The sequence below is a fragment of the Arthrobacter sp. SLBN-112 genome (genome assembly GCF_030944625.1).
In the GTDB taxonomy this organism is placed as follows: Bacteria; Actinomycetota; Actinomycetes; order Actinomycetales; family Micrococcaceae; genus Arthrobacter.
This window is the reverse complement of record NZ_JAUSXY010000001.1, coordinates 3586793-3603502: the sequence shown is the minus strand read 5'-3', so window position 1 is coordinate 3603502 and position 16710 is coordinate 3586793. Positions and strand designations below refer to the sequence as shown.

Below are 16710 nucleotides of genomic sequence, written 5' to 3'. Positions count from 1 at the left end.
CCTTCCGCTTGTGCACCGGACCGGACGCTTCCGTCCCGGCCCGGCCGCCGGACAATACTCGAACGTCAGCCTTCGGCTGCGCTTCCCGCCATTCTCCGGCCTCCGCCAGCACAGCCGCCCGTTACCACGCGGCTTCCCGGCCCCGGCAACGCAGCCGGCGGCCCCACCACCAGGAGGACTGCATGACCGCAGGCCGTCAGCCCAGCGCGAATACTTCCCACCTTCCAGCCAATCGGCACTATTCTGGAAATGCCGAATCTTCAAAGGAGACCATGACCAGCCAGCCAAATACCGGGTCCGATCCAGCCGCCCAGGACATGAGTCCCGAGGAAATCCAGGCTGTCATCGACCGGATCCTCGCCAAGGACGTACCGGCCCGGAATGTCAGCACGCCCCGCGGCGAAGGCAGCGGCAACGGAAAAGCGGTGCTTGGCAAGGCCCAGGCCATTTCCCGCCTTGACGAAGAACATTCAACGTACGACGGCGACCAGCAGGACCTCGAGGAACGCCGGGCCCTGCGCCGCAGGGCAGGATTGTCCACCGAGCTCGAAGACGTCACCGAAGTCGAATACCGCCAGCTCCGCCTGGAACGCGTGGTCCTTGCCGGGCTCTGGTCCGACGGAACACTCGCCGACGCCGAAAACTCGCTTCGTGAGCTTGCCGCCCTCGCCGAGACAGCCGGCTCGGAGGTTCTCGACGGGCTGGTGCAGCGGAGGGCCAAGCCGGACCCCGGAACGTTCCTGGGCTCGGGCAAGGCGCTCGAACTGAAGGACATCGTCATGTCCACCGGTGCGGACACCGTGGTGGTGGACGCCGAGCTTGCACCCTCGCAGCGTCGTGGCCTTGAAGACATCGTCAAGGTCAAGGTGATCGACCGTACGGCCCTGATCCTGGACATCTTCGCCCAGCACGCAAAGAGCCGAGAGGGCAAGGCCCAGGTAGAGCTGGCGCAGCTGGAATACCTGCTTCCCCGCCTGCGCGGCTGGGGCGAGTCAATGTCCCGCCAGGCAGGTGGCCAGGTGGGTGGCGCAGCTGCCGGCATGGGCTCGCGCGGCCCCGGTGAAACCAAGATCGAACTGGACCGCCGGCGGATCCGTACCCGCATGGCCAAGCTGCGGCGCGAGATCGCCGCGATGAAGCCTGCGCGCGAGACCAAGCGGGCCAACCGCCGTCGTAATGAGGTACCGTCGGTGGCCATCGCCGGGTACACCAACGCCGGGAAGTCATCCCTGCTCAACCGGCTCACCGACGCCGGCGTCCTGGTGGAGAACGCCTTGTTCGCCACCCTGGATCCCACCGTCCGCAAGGCGGAAACCGCTGACGGCCTGGGCTACACCTTGGCCGACACCGTGGGGTTCGTCCGCTCGCTGCCCACCCAACTGGTGGAGGCCTTCCGCTCCACGCTTGAAGAGGTGGCCGACTCGGACTTGATCCTGCACGTGGTGGACGCCTCGCACCCGGATCCCGAGGGCCAAATCGCCGCGGTCCGGAAGGTCTTCAGCGAAGTTGACGCCCGCAAGGTGCCCGAGATCATCGTGCTGAACAAGGCCGATGCCGCTGATCCCTTTGTGATTGAGCGGCTGAAGCAGCGCGAACCACGCCACGTGGTGGTCTCTGCCAGGACCGGGGAGGGCATTGCCGAGCTGCTGAAGGCCATAAGCGACGCCATCCCAAGGCCCGGCGTCAAGCTTGAACTGCTCATCCCGTACGACCGGGGTGACCTGCTCAGCAAGCTGCACGAATCCGACGCCGAAATCATCAATCTTGAGCACGTTGAGGACGGTACCAGGGCTGTGGTGATGGTCCGGGAGGGCCTGGCATCCGAGCTGGAACCATTCGCCCTCAATGACTGACCGCGCGGCCGGGGAAGCCGCACCGATGGCCGGCGAGCAGTTCGTCATTGAACTGCTCGACCGCGCCGTCGCCGGCATGGGCGGACAAAGCCGCACCGGACAACACGAGATGGCCCGCCAGGTTGCCCGGGCCATCAGTACGGGCAACCACCTCCTGGTCCAGGCCGGCACGGGCACCGGCAAGTCATTGGCCTACCTGGTACCGCTCATTGCCCATGCCCTGGAGAGCAACAAGCCCGCACTGGTGTCCACGGCCACGCTTGCGCTGCAGACCCAGATCGTGGGCAGGGACCTGCCCCGACTCCTGAAAAACATCACCCCGGCCCTGGACCGGCCCGTCAAAGTGGCTTTGGTCAAGGGGCGGTCCAACTACGTCTGCCGCCACAAGATGGAGGGCGGGTTCCCCTCCGAGGAGCCTTCCGAGGGCCAGCTGTTTTCCCTGGGCGAGGACACCAGTGTTCCGCACTTCGCCGCCTCCGTGGGCGGCCCGGCCTCCCAGCTCGGCAAGGAAGTGGTGCGGCTCCGGGAGTGGGCCGAAAAGACGGCCACCGGCGACCGTGACGAACTCCTGCCCGGCGTGACCGACCGTGCGTGGCGGCAGGTTTCGGTGACATCCATGGAATGCCTGGGGGCCCAGAAGTGTCCCATGGCCGCAGAGTGCTTCAGTGAACTGGCCCGGCAGGACGCGGCCGAGGCAGACGTCGTGGTGACCAACCACGCCATGCTGGCCGTGAGCGCCTTCGAAGGGCTCGCCGTCCTGCCCGAGTACGACGTCGTGGTGGTGGACGAGGCGCATGAACTCCAGGACCGCGTCACCGGGGCCGTGTCCGGGCAGCTGTCCGTAGCCATGGTGCACGCGGCCGCATCAGGTGCCCGCAAACACACCGCCATCACCGTTGACGCCCTCAACGCAGCAGCCGCCAACCTTGAGCTGGCCCTTGCCGGGGCGCCGAACGGCCTGCTTCCCAACGGGCTGAACGATGAACAGCTGGACTGCGTGGACCAGCTGCGCGAGGCTTGCCGCGCGGCGCTGTCCGATTCCAAGGGGGACAGCAACACCACGGCCGACGGCGGGCGGCAGCTCGCCCGGTCCCGGCTCATGCTCATCCTGGAACTGTGCGAACGGCTGCTGGCGGCCCGGGAGAACCGCGAAGTGGTCTGGTTCTCGCGGGCCAGCACCTTCGATCCCGGCCAGGGCTACTCCCAGTCTGACGAGAATGCGCCGGTCCTGGTCAACATCGCGCCGCTCTCTGTTGCCGGGAGGCTGAGGGAAGGTCTCTTTGCCGGCCACACCGTCGTGCTGACCTCAGCCACCCTGGCCATCGGGTCCGCGTTCGAACCGGCAGCTGGAGGACTGGGACTGACAGGCGACGGAGCTCCCAGCTGGACTGGCGTGGACGTCGGCTCACCCTTCGATTACCCCAAACAAGGCATCCTCTACGTGGCGGGCCACTTGCCCAAACCCGGCCGTGGCGTGTCTCCGGAAGCGCTGGAGGAGCTCGAGGCGCTCGTCAAAGCATCCGGTGGCGGTGCACTGTGCCTCTTTTCCTCGCGGCGCGCTGCGGAGGAGGCCGCCGACGCCCTGCGGCCCAAGCTCGGTGTGACGGTGCTCTGCCAGGGCGAGTCCACCATGACCGCCCTGGTCAAGCAGTTCGCCGACGAGCCGGACACCTGCCTCTTCGGGACCATGTCCCTGTGGCAGGGGGTGGACGTTCCGGGTGGATCCTGCCGGCTCGTGGTGATCGACCGCATTCCGTTCCCCAGGCCGGACGATCCCCTCATGACAGCACGGTCGCGGGCCGTTGCCCAGGCCGGCGGCAACGGTTTCATGTCCGTTTCGGCCACCCACGCGGCTATCCGGCTGGCCCAGGGCGCCGGCCGGCTCATCCGGTCAACCGGCGACAAGGGCGTAGTGGCCGTGCTGGACTCGCGGCTGGCAACCGAGCGTTACGCCGGATTCCTGCGGGGCGCGCTGCCGCCGTTCTGGTCCACCACGGACCGCAGCAAGGCACTGGCGGCACTTACCCGGCTCGGCGCGGAGGCCGCAGGATAGGGACCTGCCGCAGCCGGAGGAAGTGTCAGAGGGACCGCAGCACCGAAACCACTTTGCCCATGATGGTGGCGTGGTCACCGAGGATGGGTTCGTATTGGGTGTTCTGCGGGAGCAGCCAGGTGTGGCCGTCACGCTGGCGGAAGGTCTTGACGGTGGCTTCGTCATCAAGCAGGGCAGCGACGATGTCCCCGTTGACGGCATCCGCCTGGCGGCGCACCACCACCCAGTCTCCGTCGCAGATGGCGGCGTCCACCATGGAGTCGCCGGCCACCTTGAGCATGAACAGCTCACCCTGGCCCACAAGTTGGCGGGGGAGCGGCATGACATCTTCAACGAGTTGCTCGGCGAGGATGGGACCGCCGGCGGCAATCCGTCCAACCAGCGGAACCATCGCGGTGTCCAGCGCGGTGGGCAGTTCCGTCACGGTGCCGCCGGGCGTCTGCGGCGCTGACGCGGCGATGGCCTTCCCGGCGCCGCCATCAAGGGTGAGGGGCATGAGCACCTCCATGGCCCGCGGCCGCTTCGGGTCGCGCCGGAGGTAGCCCAACTTCTCCAGCTGGGACAGCTGATGGGTCACGCTGGACAGGCTGGCCAAGCCCACCGTATCGCCGATCTCGCGCATCGAGGGCGGGTAGCCGTTGTCATTGACGGACCGCTGGATGGTCTCCAGGATCTTCTTCTGCCGTGGGGTAAGCCCCTTGGAAGTCTTCTTCGGTTGCGGGGCCGTCCTGCCCCCGGCGGCTGCTGCTGCCATGTTCGCCAATGCCTTTCGCTTGCCGCCGGATCTTCCGCTCCGCGCCGTCCCCGGCGCCGAGTGAAGGGTTGCCGCTGTCATTGTCAGACCCTGCTGTTCAACTTCAGTGGTGGTTGTTCTTGGTTTCCAAGCTAGGCCAGCCACATTGCTTTTTCAAACATTTGTTCTAGCGAGTCTCGACATTGTTCGTTGATAGGTGCTAAAACTTAGTAAGCAAAGTTCGAATATGTGTTCTAACCAGTGCATGGCTTGTTCGAAGACCTGGCCGGAAGAGTAGGCATTCCGGCAGGACGGGGCAGGGCGGCGCGGGGACGGACACCCGGGCAGCACGGCAGGTCCAGGAGGGCTCAGTTCATGTCAGCTTTAACTCTTACCCACGTTTCGCGGCCGCAGTTCCTCAGCGGGGAACACCACATGTCCGGCAGCCGGCGGACCAGCGCCGGCCGCGCGTCGTCCCACGCGCCACTGCGGCTGACCCGGCGCGGCCGGATCGTCCTGGTGGGAGTGCCGCTCATTCTCCTCGCGGTGCTGCTGCTCTCACTGGCGGGGCTCTTCCACTCCCCGGCCAAGGCTTCCGACTCCGCCGCAGACCTCGCCGTGACGCCCACGGTGACGGTAACCGTCCAGCCCGGCCAGTCCCTGTGGTCCATCGCCGGTGCCGTAGCTCCGGACCGCGATGCACGCGACGTGATGGCGGACATTGTCCAGCTCAACAATCTGTCCGCCGGTGCCGTACTGCCGGGGCAGCAACTCTTCGTCCCCAGCCACTGACCCGCCGCTGAGTGGTCGCCGCAACGTGGCCGCGGCCCTGCCCTGCCCTGCCCTGCCACCGACGCTGGACCCCCGCGCCGGCTTCCTTCGGCTCCTCCTGCGGGCCGCGCCGGAAGCCTGCCAAAGGTGTCACATTTTCCGGTAGTTGCCACGGCAACTAAACTGGTCAGGTGAACGACCAGCTAGAACGCCTCAACCGGCTACCCCTCCGCAGTAACCTTCGCGGGCTGACGCCCTACGGGGCACCCCAACTGGACGTCCCCATTCTGTTGAACGTCAACGAGAACACCCATGGCGTACCCGCGGATGTACGCGCCGCCATCAGCGCCGCCGTGACGGAGGCCGCCGCAGGCCTCAACCGCTACCCGGACCGGGAGTTCACCGATCTCCGCAAGGCCCTGGCGGAATACCTTGGCCATGGCCTCGACGAAACCAACCTGTGGGCCGCCAACGGCTCCAACGAGGTCCTGCAGCAGATTCTTCAGGCTTTCGGCGGCCCCGGCCGCACCGCGCTGGGCTTCCCGCCCCACGTACTCCATGTACCCCCTGCTGGCGAGCGGCACCGACACCGAATACATCACCGGTGTCCGGGCGGAAGGCTACGACCTCAGCGCAGAATCCGCTGCCCGCCAGGTCCGGGAACTGCAGCCGAACATCGTGTTCCTCTGCTCACCGAACAATCCCACCGGCACCGGGCTGGGACTGGACGTCGTGGAGGCTGTCTACGAGGCCGGTACCGCAAGCCAGACCATCGTCATTGTGGATGAGGCCTACCACGAGTTCGCCCACGACGGCACCCCCAGCGCACTGACCCTGCTGCCCGGCAGGGAGCGGCTGATCGTATCCCGCACCATGAGCAAGGCGTTCGCCCTCGCTGGTGCCCGGCTCGGCTACATGGCCGCGGCCCCGGAGGTCACCGATGCCCTGCGCCTGGTACGCCTGCCCTACCACCTGTCCGCCATCACGCAGGCCACGGCGCTGGCAGCCCTGGAACACCGGGAAGCGCTGATGGCCGATGTGCGGGACATCAAGCAGCAGCGCGACCGTATTGTGGCGGAGTTGACCAGGATGGGGCTGAAACCGGCCGCATCCGACTCCAATTATGTGTTCTTCGGCGGCCTGGACAACCCGCACCAGGTCTGGCAGGAACTGCTGGATGCGGGCGTGCTGATCCGCGACGTGGGAATTCCCGGCCACCTGCGGGTCACGGCCGGCACTGAGGCCGAAACCACAGCCTTCCTCACGTCCCTGGAACGCATTCTTGCCGGCCGCGCCGCGCTTCCCGCCTAGACTTGATACTGCGGCGCTGGACGCCCTGAACCACTCCTTCTCCCACTAAGGATCCTTCACCATGAGTTCAACCGGATCGAACACGGCTGCGGCCCGGACCGCCCGCATGGAGCGCGCCACCAGCGAGTCCTCCGTCCTCGTGGAGATCAACCTCGACGGAACGGGCGTGTCCGATATCGACACCTCGGTGCCGTTCTACGACCACATGCTGACCGCACTGTGCAAGCACTCGCTGATCGACATGACCGTCAAGGCCACCGGCGACACCCACATCGACGTCCACCACACCGTGGAGGACGTGGCCATCACGTTTGGCGAAGTCCTGCGGACCGCCTTGGGGAACAAGGCCGGGATCCGCAGGTTCGGCGAGGCCACCGTGCCGCTGGACGAAGCCCTCGCCAACGCGGTGGTGGACGTGTCCGGCCGCCCCTACCTGGTCCACGGCGGTGAGCCCGCGGGCCAGGAGTACCACCTGATAGGGGGCCACTTCACCGGCTCCCTGACCCGCCACGTCTTTGAAGCCATCACGCTGCACGCCGGCATCTGCCTGCACATGAACGTCCTGGCCGGCCGGGACCCGCACCACATCGTGGAGGCGCAGTTCAAGGCCTTCGCTCGCGCCCTGCGCGCCGCCGTCGAACCCGATCCCCGCGTCGAGGGCATCCCGTCCACCAAGGGTGCGCTGTGAGCGGCCAGGTCCTCAAGGACGGGGCGATCATCGATCCCGCCGCGTCGCGGAAGCTCCCGTCGCCCGAGGGGAAGCCCACGGTGACGGTACTCGACTACGGGTCCGGGAACGTCCGCTCCGCCGTGCGCGCCCTGGAGCGCGCCGGTGCGGAGGTGATCCTCAGCGCCAAACCGGAAGACGTGCTCAACGCCGACGGCCTGGTGGTGCCCGGCGTCGGCGCATTCGAAACCGTGATGCGCGAACTCAAGGCCGTGGACGGCATCCGGCTCATCGGCAGGCGGGTGGCGGGCGGCCGCCCCGTGCTGGGCATCTGCGTGGGTTTGCAGGTCCTCTTCGAAGCCGGCGTGGAACACGGCACCGAAGCCGAAGGTATCGGTGAATGGCCCGGCAAGGTGGAGGCGCTGCGCGCCGAGGTTGTTCCGCACATGGGCTGGAACACCGTCAAGGTGCCCGAAGGCTCCAAGCTGTTCGCCGGCGTCGAAAACGAACGGTTCTACTTCGTGCACTCCTACGGTGTGCAGGAGTGGAACTTCGACGTGATCCAGCCACGGATGGCGCCGCCCCTGGTCACCTGGTCCGAGCACGGCGGCCCGTTCATCGCCGCCGTCGAGAACGGGCCGCTCTGCGCAACCCAGTTCCACCCCGAAAAGTCCGGCGACGCCGGCGCCCGGCTCCTGCGCAACTGGGTGGAAAACCTCCGCAAGCCCGCCACCGGAGAAACCGGCCACGGCGCCGCCCAGGCCGAAGCCGGCAGCGGCGCCTAGATGTGGTCCGTACTCCTGATGGGCCTCGCCGGCATCCTGATTGGCGGCGGCATCTCGTTCCGGCAGCAGCACAAGCCACTGTGGACCCAGGTATCGTTCTACGTCCTGGCCGCCATGTCGCTGCTGGCCGCCTACCTGCTCACGCTGCCCGCCAGCTGACCCCGCCGGCCGGCGCCGTTCCAGCCGGCCGGATCGCCCTTGCCCCTGCCCCGAAGCACCAACACTGAGGATGAGTATGACCACCGCACATGACCTGCCGGTCCTTGAACTGCTGCCAGCCGTCGACGTCGTCAACGGCCAGGCCGTCCGGCTGGTCCAGGGCGAGGCCGGCAGCGAGACCAGCTACGGGACGCCCCTTGACGCGGCGCTGAATTGGCAGCAGCAAGGCGCCGAATGGGTACACCTGGTGGACCTGGATGCAGCCTTCGGGCGTGGCTCCAACTCGGACCTGCTCCGCGACGTCGTAGGCCGGCTGGACATCAAGGTGGAGCTCTCCGGCGGACTTCGCGACGACGAGACCCTCGAAGCGGCCCTGGACCTGGGCGTTGCCCGGGTCAACCTGGGCACCGCTGCGCTGGAAAATCCGGAGTGGACCCGCCGGGCCATCGAGCGTTTTGGCGACAAAATCGCCGTCGGACTGGACGTCCGTGGAACCACGCTGGCCGGCCGCGGCTGGACCAAGGAAGGCGGGGACCTCTGGGAGGTGCTGGGGCGCCTCGAGGAGGCCGGCTGCTCCCGCTACGTGGTGACCGACGTGACCAAGGACGGCACCCTGCAGGGACCCAACGTTGAACTCCTGCGCCAGATGGTGGAGAAGACCGGCAAGCCCGTGGTCGCCTCCGGCGGCATCTCCAGCCTCGATGACCTGAAAGTCCTCCGCTCCCTGGTGCCGCTGGGCGTGGAAGGTGCCATCGTGGGCAAAGCCCTGTACGCCGGAGCATTCACGCTGCCCGAAGCCCTCGACGTCGCCGGCCGTCGCTAGGCCCGGAAGATCCATTCAATGTCCAACGCCGAGGAGCAGGGACGTCCCGCAGCCCGTCAACTGCCAGGTCATATCGCCGCAGCCCTCGCAGGGGCAGGCGGGGCCGGGGATTCCGCGGGCCAGCCTTGGGCCGGGCGCAGCCTTGCCGGTGAGGACGCCAAAATCCACAACTTCGAGGACGACGACGGCACAGCCGACGCCGGCTACCTCGCCGCCGTTGCCGCGCTCCGGCAGGGGAGCGGCGGCGAAGCCGGCGTGGTATCCGCCCTGGCGACGGCCCGGGTGTTCATCCCCATCGTGGCGCAGTTGGCCGAAGAGGCGGAAACGGAGCACGGGCTGCACGCCGACAAGCAGGCGGACATGGCCCTGGTCACGCTGAAGGCCGCCGACGGCCGGACCGCGCTCCCGGCGTTCACCTCGGCAGCCGCGCTGTCAGCCTGGCACCCCGAGGCCCGGCCGGTTGCGGTGTACGCGGCCCGGGCCGCGCTCTCTGCCGTCGCGGAGGGCGCCGAACTCCTGGTGCTGGACCCCGGGGCCGACCTCACATTCGTGGTCCGCCGCCCGGCCGTCTGGGCCCTGGCCAAGCAGCATGACTGGATCCCCTCCTACGAGGACCGTGAGCTGGCCGGCGAACTGGGCCGTGCCGCCTCCGGGTTCCCCGCGGTCCGCGGCATCGAACTCCTGCCCGGCAGCGGAGTGGCCGCCGGCGCTGCCGACGGCACGGTGGTTCCCGGCGGCGGCGCCGGACCCGAACTCCAGGTGGTGCTCTACCTTGAGGACGGCCTGGACGCGGCAGGGGTCCAGGAACTGGTGGCCGGCCTGCAGGCGGAGTGGTCCCGGAATGTATTGTTTGGGGAGCGCGTCGATTCCCTGGAAATTAAACTCAGGCGCGCTCCCGACTAACTGCCAGCCGGATGGGTGACCCCCGCCCGCGCCAGGGCAGACCCTGAAGGATCGCGTCGTGAATTTCGCTCTCTACCGGGAGTTGCTTGCCGTCCGGCCAATCCGCCGGCTGCTGCTGGTGGGCATGGTCGCCCGTATCCCGCACTCGGCCGCCGGAGTCCTGCTCACGCTTCACATCGTCCTGACGCTGGGCCAGGGCTACGCCGCGGCCGGCGCTGCCGCGGCGGTGATGACTATTGGCATTGCCCTTGGCGCGCCCTGGCGTGGCCGGCGCGTTGACACCGTGGGCCTGCGGACGGCACTGATTCCGTCCGTGATCTCGGAATCAATCATCTGGTCCGTCGTGCCGCACGTCTCCTACCAGTGGCTGCTTCCGCTGGTCTTCGTCGGTGGCCTGCTCACGCTGCCCATCTTCAGCGTCGTCCGGCAATCCCTGGGCGTCCTGGCAGACGGTGACCAGCGCCGCACGGCCTTTGCCCTGGACGCCATCACCACTGAGATGGTGTTCATGATCGGCCCGGCGGCGGGCGCCGTCGTGGCCACCAGCGGGTTCACCACCGCGGGCCTGACCGTGGTGGGCATAGCGACGTCGTTGGCCGGATTGTTCCTCATGTGGTTCAACCCGCCCACCCGAAGCCAGGCCCAAACCGTTGAGTGCGTGGAAGATGTGCAGCGTGCTGCGGAAGCGGCCGTACTGTCCACAGCCCCGGCCCATGTCCAGGAAGCCGCAGCGGAACTGGCGCCCGCGGGCGCGGCTGCGCCGCAGGAGAGCCTGGGCGGGAGGCCGGCGGGCGGCTTCTCCTGGTTCACCGCCACCGTGGCGGCACTCTTTGCCGTCGCCGCGGGCGCCGGAATGGTCCTCAGCGGCACGGACGTTGGCATCGTCGCCGTCCTCGAGCGCGGCGGACACCAGAGTGAAATCGGCATCGTCTTCGTCTTCTGGTGCGCGGCCTCCGTGGTGGGCGGTGTCATCTACGGCGCCATGCACCGGCCCGTCCCGCCCGTCATCCTGCTGCTGGGCATGGCGGCCCTGACGCTGCCCATGGCCCTCGCCCACGACACCTGGATGCTGGCTTTCGTCTCCCTCCTGCCCGGCCTGCTGTGCGCTCCCGTGCTCTCGGCGGCCTCCGAAAAGGTGGCGGACCTTGTCCCGGAGGAGCGGCGCGGGGAGGCGATGGGCTGGTACGGCTCGGCCCTCACGGCCGGTGTTGCCCTCGGTTCGCCGCTCGCGGGTATCTTCATCGACCTGATGGGCCCCTCCGGCGGCTTCGTGTCCGTCGGCACCGCGGGCGTTGTGCTGTGCCTGGTGGGCCTGGCCCTCCAGCGGCGCCGGCGCGGGATGGCCGCCCGTACCACTGCTCCGTAGTCGTCGTTCCGGCGCTCCGAAGCGCCGGAGTAAAGGCAGCACCGCCTGAGGAGCCGCCTTTACGGGGATACGACGACGGCGGGACGACCTCGGATGGTCGTCCCGCCGTCGGGCGCTGCGTGGGGGAGCCCGGCGCTAGTTCACGGCCCCGGTGTACTTTTCGCCCGGGCCCTTGCCCGGAGCATCCGGAATCAGCGACTCCTCACGGAAGGCAAGCTGGAGGGACCGGAGGCCATTGCGCAACGGTCCGGCGTGCTGCGAGCCGATTTCCGGGGCGGCCGCGGTAACCAGGCCTGCAAGGGCGGTGATCAGTTTCCGGGCCTCGTCCAGGTCCTTGAGTTCGGCGGCGTTGTCTTCCGCCGCGAGGCCCAGCTTCACGGCGGCGGCGCTCATGAGGTGCACGGCGGCCGTGGTGATGACCTCGATGGCGGGGACCTCCGAGATGTCGCGGATCTGCTGTGAAACGTCCGTGCCTGCGTCAGCGGGCTCGAAAACGTACGAATTACTGTCTGAGGTGCTCATACTGGTAAGCTTGACACAGACCGACTGGATGTCGTTATTTCAGAGATCGTTCCAAGCGATGGGGTCCCCAGCAGCGCTTCGAAGCGTTGGCGGGACTTTTTTCTGTAGAATGGCATGCAGTTTGCAAGCGGAGTTCTCTCCCACCCGCGTCAGCCGCTGTTTCCCAGGTTCCTTGTGAACCGCCGGGGGACGAAAGGTTGCCGGGTACCTGGTTGGGCATGGAACCGGCATAAGCCGGAGCCGTGCTCGTGCAGCCCTTTTGGGGCAGCTTCGCCAACCTATCTGAGGCCTTCGATTGCTCCGGCAATTGGGGGCCTTCTCTATTTGCCGGACACAACAACAAACACAGGAGCTTTAACATTAGCGAGCCAAGAATCAATGAGCGTATCCGCGTCCCCGAGGTGCGGCTGGTCGGCCCTGCAGGTGAACAGGTAGGAATCGTCCGTATTGAGGATGCCCTGCGCCTGGCTGCCGAGTCCGACCTTGATCTCGTTGAAGTTGCACCTCAGGCGAAGCCTCCGGTGTGCAAGCTGATGGACTTCGGCAAGTACAAGTACGAGGCCGCGGTCAAGGCGCGTGAGGCCCGGAAGAACCAGACGAACACCGTTCTGAAGGAAATCCGCTTCCGCCTCAAGATCGACACCCACGACTACGAGACCAAGCGGGGCCACGCCCTTCGCTTCCTCGGCGCCGGGGACAAGGTCAAGGCCATGATCCAGTTCCGTGGCCGTGAGCAGCAGCGCCCGGAGATGGGCATCCGACTGCTCCAGCGCTTCGCGGACGACGTCGCCGAAGTTGGCGTGGTGGAGTCCAGCCCCCGCATCGATGGCCGGAACATGGTCATGGTTGTAGGTCCGCTGAAGAACAAGGCCGAGGCCAAGGCTGAAGCCCGCCGCGCCACCCAGCGCGCCGAGGCGAAGGCACAGAACGACGCCAAGGCGGCCGGCCGCGTGGACACATCCGGCACGGACCAGGCGCCCATGACCCAGTCACTGGCCGACCTCCTCCCGGAAGGGTTCACCGTTTCCACGGAACCGGACACGGCTCCGGAGGAAACTGCCGCCGTCGAGGCGCCTGCCGCACCGGCTCCCGAGCAGGAAGCTGCCAAGGAGGAAGCACCCAAGGCTGCCCCGGCTCCCAAGCAGGAGGCGCCCAAGGCTGCCGCCCCCAAGCAGGAAGCTCCCAAGCAGGAAGCTCCGAAGCAGGAGGCTCCGAAGCAGGAGGCTCCGAAGCAGGAGGCTCCGAAGGCTGCTGCTGCAGCGCCCAAGCCCGCAACTGCCGCCAAGCCGGCGGCAGCGGCGCCGAAGCCCGCTGCCGTGCCTGCACCGCCGAAGCCGGTGGCCAGGCCTGCTGCACCGAAGCCTGCCGCCCGCCCTGCCTCCAAGGCAGTGCCCAAGCCGGCGGGTAAGAAGACCAACTAGTTCACAGCTGCCGGAGGTTACGCCCTCCGGCAGTCAACAACCAGCATGCTGCCCGCAGGGGCGGCTGCGCGATAGAACTGCCGGCCCCAGGGCCCGCAGAAACGTAAGGAGATCGGTTCCCATGCCGAAGATGAAGACCCACAGTGGTGCTAAGAAGCGCTTCAAGCTGACCGGCAGCGGCAAGCTGCGCCGCCAGCAGGCCAACCGCCGCCACTACCTGGAGCACAAGTCCAGCCGCCTGACCCGCCGCCTCGCCGGCGACAAGATCGTCTTCAAGGGCGACGCCAAGGTCATCCGGAAGATGCTCGGCATCTAGTTTCCAAGTTTATTGATGGGCCGCCCCCTGGCGGTTCGTCTTCTGCCAAACAGCCTTCTCAGGCCGCCGGATTTCCGGCAACAGATGCTTGGGATCAGATTTTCGAAGGAGTACGCACGTGGCACGTGTGAAGAGGGCGGTCAACGCCCACAAGAAGCGCCGGGTTGTCCTTGAGCGGGCAAAGGGTTACCGCGGACAGCGTTCGCGCCTGTACCGCAAGGCCAAAGAGCAGCTGCTGCACTCGTTTGTGTACAGCTACGGTGACCGCAAGAAGAAGAAGGGCGACTTCCGCCGCCTGTGGATCCAGCGCATCAACGCTGCGTCCCGCGCCAACGGTCTCACCTACAACCGCCTGATCCAGGGCCTGAAGGCCGCTGAGGTCGAGGTTGACCGCCGCATGCTGGCCGAGCTCGCCGTATCGGACGCCAATGCGTTCGCCGCACTGGTCCAGGTGGCCAAGGACTCACTGCCGGCCGACACCTCCGCCAAGAAGGTCGCCGCAGCCTAGCAGCCGCGCACTGCTCCTCGCCTGAGGGGCCGGTCAGGAACAGGTGGCAGCAGCTACTACAGTTCTTGTATGAACGAAACCGGGCGCCCGCAAGATTTTCCACTCTCCAATCCCCGAGCCGATCGGGTCAGGGACGTGGCAAAGCTTGCAGGGCGCCCGGCCCGTTTAAAACGGGGCCAGTTCCTTGCAGAGGGGCCACAGGCGGTGCGCGAGGCACTCAAGCTGCACCAGCAGCGCCTTGCGGCCGGAGCCCCGGGCATCGTCACGGAAGTCTTTGCCAGCGAAAGCTGCCTGGACCGGTTTCCAGAGTTCGAGGAGCTTGCCGAAGGGACCAGCGCGCGGCTGGCCACCGATGAAGTCCTGGCGGCCATGGCGGACACGGTCAATCCGCAGGGAATCGTCGCCGTCTGCCGGTTCGTGGACGTCTCCCTGGCGGACGTGATCGACGCCGGCCCGCGCCTGGTTGCCGTGCTCTGCCAGGTCCGGGACCCCGGGAACGCTGGAACGGTATTGCGCGCAGCAGATTCCGCCGGCGCGGACGCCGTCGTTTTCACCACGTCCAGCGTTGATATCTACAACCCCAAGGCAGTCCGTTCCACCGCGGGTTCCCTGTTCCACCTGCCCGTTGTCCTGGCCGTGGACCCGGCGGAACTTGCAGCGGCCTGCAAATCCCGCGGCATCGGCATCCTGGCCGCGGATGGTTACGGACAACTGGACCTGGACGTGCTCCAGGATGAGAGCGCCCGCCGCAGGCTGACCGGGCAAGGCCCGGATTCCGTGTTCGACCTGGCGGAGCCAACCGCCTGGCTTTTCGGCAACGAGGCACAGGGATTGTCGGAGGAAGAACTGGGCCTGGCTGACCACCGGGTGGCTGTCCCGGTCTACGGCGATGCCGAGAGCCTGAACCTGGGGACCGCCGCCACCGTCTGCCTGTACGCCAGCGCCAGGTCCCAGCGCCGGCACGGGACAGCCGCGGAACCAGTCCCCGCAGGCTAAGGGACGGGCGACGGCGGGGTGGCACCAGTGCCGCCGGGCACAAAGAAAGGCCCCGGAGATCCGGGGCCCGTTGGTTATGTGGTTACAGAGTGGTCAGGGCGCGCGGGTTGCTTTTCCGCGGCCGGTGACGAATCCGTAGATGCCGGCGACAAGGAGGCCACCGACGATAGCGAGAATCCACGTGCCGAGGTCGAAGAAGCCCATATCGCCCTTGGCGAAAAGGAGGCTGCCGATCCAGCCGCCAACAATGGCACCAACAACACCAAGGATGAGGCTGGTGACCCAGCCGCCGCCAACCCGTCCGGGCATAACGGCCTTAACGATGGCCCCGACAATCAGGCCCAAAATAATCCAAGCAAGAAAACCCATGTCTCCTCCTTATTGTGACCGGGATTAATAGTCCCGATGTGCCTCAAGCTAACATAAGCACCCTGCAAAGTCAGTAGCCGGGCCGGCGCCGTTGCTGCATCGTTAGGGGGCCGCCCGGGTCCGGTATTGACGGGATGGGGCCACGGCGGGATCCTGCACCATCCAACAGCGAAGAACCGGCGAAGAGGTGAAGCCCCCGTGGCTGCAAATGGTGGTACCAAGGCGATAGTTGCGGCTCTGGCCGCCAACCTGGCCATCGCCGTCATGAAGTTCCTGGCGTACCTGCTGACGTTCTCCTCGTCGATGCTCGCCGAGGCGATCCACAGCGTGGCCGACTCCGGAAACCAGTTGCTGCTGCTCCTTGGCGGCAAGAAGTCACAGCGTGCCGCCAGCCCGGAGCACCCCTTCGGCTATGGCCGGGAGCGCTACATCTACGCCTTCATCGTCTCTATCGTGTTGTTCAGCGTCGGCGGCCTTTTTGCCCTCTACGAGGCCTGGCAGAAGTTTCAGCATCCGCACGGCATCGAAGGCGATTTCTGGTGGGTTCCGCTGGCGGTCCTGGTGGGTGCCATCATCGCCGAGTCTTATTCCTTCCGGACCGCCATCAAGGAGTCGAACCACACGCGCGGCAACCAATCCTGGGTCAAGTTTGTGCGCAGCGCCAAGCAGCCCGAACTGCCGGTGATCCTGCTCGAGGACTTCGGTGCCCTCCTCGGCCTCCTCTTCGCGCTGACAGGCGTCAGCCTGACCCTGCTGACCGGCAACGGAGTGTGGGACGCCGCCGGCACGGGCATGATCGGCCTCCTGCTGGTGGCCATCGCCGTGGTGCTGGCCCTTGAAACGAAGTCCCTGCTGCTGGGCGAATCTGCCACGAAAGAAGACGTGGAACGGATCCGGGCTGCCATCGAATCGGACGGGGGCCGCATCATCCACCTCAAGACGCTGCACTTGGGCCCGGAAGAACTTCTGGTAGCGGCCAAGATCGCGGTCAGCCGCTCCGCCACCGGCGAGCAGATCGCCACGGCCATCGATGACTGCGAGGCGAGGATCCGGGCCGCAGTGCCCATTGCACGCGTGATTTACCTGGAGCCGGACCTGCACCGCACGGCCGACAGCGGAAAGGAACCGTCCGCAACGGTTCCGGGCGCCTGAGG

At 67.0% G+C, this 16710-nt stretch carries 17 protein-coding genes and 1 pseudogene; 15 read left to right on the top strand and 3 right to left on the bottom strand.

Annotated features, from left to right (window positions below):
• Positions 1–272: 272 nt before the first annotated feature.
• Together hflX and QF050_RS16755 are read left to right on the top strand one after the other, a co-directional pair.
• Positions 273–1853, top strand: a complete 1581-nt coding sequence (gene hflX / locus QF050_RS16760) for a GTPase HflX (protein ID WP_308931425.1) — start codon at positions 273–275, stop codon at positions 1851–1853.
• On the top strand, positions 1846–3906 hold the full coding sequence (locus QF050_RS16755) for an ATP-dependent DNA helicase (protein WP_308931424.1): 2061 nt from the start codon (positions 1846–1848) through the stop codon (positions 3904–3906). The genes hflX and QF050_RS16755 overlap by 8 nt, the downstream gene beginning before the upstream one ends.
• A 25-nt stretch (positions 3907–3931) precedes the next feature.
• Here QF050_RS16755 and lexA read toward each other — a convergent pair whose 3' ends face one another.
• On the bottom strand, positions 3932–4660 hold the full coding sequence (lexA, locus tag QF050_RS16750; protein ID WP_308931423.1) for a transcriptional repressor LexA: 729 nt from the start codon (positions 4658–4660) through the stop codon (positions 3932–3934).
• A 414-nt stretch (positions 4661–5074) separates the two neighbouring features.
• Here lexA and QF050_RS16745 point away from each other — a divergent pair, with 414 nt between their 5' ends.
• From QF050_RS16745 to QF050_RS16710, 8 genes and pseudogenes are all read left to right on the top strand, one after another.
• On the top strand, positions 5075–5431 hold the full coding sequence (locus QF050_RS16745; RefSeq protein ID WP_308932199.1) for a LysM peptidoglycan-binding domain-containing protein: 357 nt from the start codon (positions 5075–5077) through the stop codon (positions 5429–5431).
• A gap of 170 nt (positions 5432–5601) precedes the next feature.
• Positions 5602–6721 (top strand): annotated as a pseudogene (locus QF050_RS16740) (histidinol-phosphate transaminase).
• Positions 6722–6782: 61 nt separating this feature from the next.
• Positions 6783–7409, top strand: coding sequence for an imidazoleglycerol-phosphate dehydratase HisB (hisB, locus tag QF050_RS16735; RefSeq protein ID WP_141160952.1), 627 nt, complete (start codon positions 6783–6785; stop codon positions 7407–7409).
• Entirely contained in the window at positions 7406–8173 is a 768-nt protein-coding gene (gene hisH, locus QF050_RS16730) for an imidazole glycerol phosphate synthase subunit HisH (RefSeq protein ID WP_308931422.1), read from the top strand. Before hisB ends, hisH begins: the two co-directional genes overlap by 4 nt.
• Positions 8174–8332, top strand: a complete 159-nt coding sequence (locus QF050_RS16725; protein WP_018763616.1) for a hypothetical protein — start codon at positions 8174–8176, stop codon at positions 8330–8332.
• Positions 8333–8408: 76 nt separating this feature from the next.
• A complete protein-coding gene (priA, locus tag QF050_RS16720) occupies positions 8409–9155 on the top strand; it encodes a bifunctional 1-(5-phosphoribosyl)-5-((5-phosphoribosylamino)methylideneamino)imidazole-4-carboxamide isomerase/phosphoribosylanthranilate isomerase PriA (protein WP_308931421.1) in 747 nt (248 codons plus the stop codon).
• Between the two features lie 18 nt (positions 9156–9173).
• Positions 9174–10058 carry an SseB family protein gene (locus QF050_RS16715; protein ID WP_308931420.1) on the top strand — a complete coding sequence of 295 codons (885 nt, stop codon included), beginning with the start codon at positions 9174–9176 and terminating at the stop codon, positions 10056–10058.
• A 58-nt stretch (positions 10059–10116) separates the two neighbouring features.
• Positions 10117–11424 carry an MFS transporter gene (locus QF050_RS16710; protein ID WP_308931419.1) on the top strand — a complete coding sequence of 436 codons (1308 nt, stop codon included), beginning with the start codon at positions 10117–10119 and terminating at the stop codon, positions 11422–11424.
• Positions 11425–11559: 135 nt separating this feature from the next.
• On the opposite strand, the gene QF050_RS16705 is transcribed toward QF050_RS16710, so the two are convergent.
• Positions 11560–11946, bottom strand: a complete 387-nt coding sequence (locus QF050_RS16705; protein WP_308931418.1) for a DUF1844 domain-containing protein — start codon at positions 11944–11946, stop codon at positions 11560–11562.
• A gap of 401 nt (positions 11947–12347) precedes the next feature.
• On the opposite strand from QF050_RS16705, the gene infC reads away from it, so the two are divergent.
• The 4 genes from infC (at position 12348) to QF050_RS16685 (ending at position 15187) form a co-directional block, all read left to right on the top strand.
• On the top strand, positions 12348–13367 hold the full coding sequence (gene infC, locus QF050_RS16700) for a translation initiation factor IF-3 (protein WP_374121537.1): 1020 nt from the start codon (positions 12348–12350) through the stop codon (positions 13365–13367).
• Between the two features lie 121 nt (positions 13368–13488).
• On the top strand, positions 13489–13683 hold the full coding sequence (gene rpmI, locus QF050_RS16695) for a 50S ribosomal protein L35 (protein ID WP_009358635.1): 195 nt from the start codon (positions 13489–13491) through the stop codon (positions 13681–13683).
• A 118-nt stretch (positions 13684–13801) separates the two neighbouring features.
• A complete protein-coding gene (gene rplT, locus QF050_RS16690) occupies positions 13802–14191 on the top strand; it encodes a 50S ribosomal protein L20 (protein WP_018763610.1) in 390 nt (129 codons plus the stop codon).
• Positions 14192–14260: 69 nt separating this feature from the next.
• A complete protein-coding gene (locus QF050_RS16685) occupies positions 14261–15187 on the top strand; it encodes an RNA methyltransferase (RefSeq protein ID WP_308931417.1) in 927 nt (308 codons plus the stop codon).
• 93 nt (positions 15188–15280) lie between these two features.
• Here QF050_RS16685 and QF050_RS16680 read toward each other — a convergent pair whose 3' ends face one another.
• Positions 15281–15556 carry a GlsB/YeaQ/YmgE family stress response membrane protein gene (locus QF050_RS16680; protein WP_308931416.1) on the bottom strand — a complete coding sequence of 92 codons (276 nt, stop codon included), beginning with the start codon at positions 15554–15556 and terminating at the stop codon, positions 15281–15283.
• 198 nt (positions 15557–15754) lie between these two features.
• On the opposite strand from QF050_RS16680, the gene QF050_RS16675 reads away from it, so the two are divergent.
• Entirely contained in the window at positions 15755–16708 is a 954-nt protein-coding gene (locus QF050_RS16675; RefSeq protein WP_308931415.1) for a cation diffusion facilitator family transporter, read from the top strand.
• Positions 16709–16710: the final 2 nt, after the last annotated feature.

Excerpts from the sequence above, each read along its gene's own strand:
- QF050_RS16680 (WP_308931416.1), bottom strand. The coding sequence starts at position 15,556 with ATGGGTTTTCTTGCTTGGATTATTTTGGGCCTGATTGTCGGGGCCATC.
- rpmI (WP_009358635.1), top strand. The coding sequence starts at position 13,489 with ATGCCGAAGATGAAGACCCACAGTGGTGCTAAGAAGCGCTTCAAGCTG.
- QF050_RS16715 (WP_308931420.1), top strand. The coding sequence starts at position 9,174 with ATGTCCAACGCCGAGGAGCAGGGACGTCCCGCAGCCCGTCAACTGCCA.
- QF050_RS16755 (WP_308931424.1), top strand. The coding sequence starts at position 1,846 with ATGACTGACCGCGCGGCCGGGGAAGCCGCACCGATGGCCGGCGAGCAG.
- priA (WP_308931421.1), top strand. The coding sequence starts at position 8,409 with ATGACCACCGCACATGACCTGCCGGTCCTTGAACTGCTGCCAGCCGTC.
- hisB (WP_141160952.1), top strand. The coding sequence starts at position 6,783 with ATGAGTTCAACCGGATCGAACACGGCTGCGGCCCGGACCGCCCGCATG.
- QF050_RS16685 (WP_308931417.1), top strand. The coding sequence starts at position 14,261 with ATGAACGAAACCGGGCGCCCGCAAGATTTTCCACTCTCCAATCCCCGA.
- QF050_RS16725 (WP_018763616.1), top strand. The coding sequence starts at position 8,174 with ATGTGGTCCGTACTCCTGATGGGCCTCGCCGGCATCCTGATTGGCGGC.
- lexA (WP_308931423.1), bottom strand. The coding sequence starts at position 4,660 with ATGGCAGCAGCAGCCGCCGGGGGCAGGACGGCCCCGCAACCGAAGAAG.
- QF050_RS16745 (WP_308932199.1), top strand. The coding sequence starts at position 5,075 with ATGTCCGGCAGCCGGCGGACCAGCGCCGGCCGCGCGTCGTCCCACGCG.
- QF050_RS16705 (WP_308931418.1), bottom strand. The coding sequence starts at position 11,946 with ATGAGCACCTCAGACAGTAATTCGTACGTTTTCGAGCCCGCTGACGCA.
- hflX (WP_308931425.1), top strand. The coding sequence starts at position 273 with ATGACCAGCCAGCCAAATACCGGGTCCGATCCAGCCGCCCAGGACATG.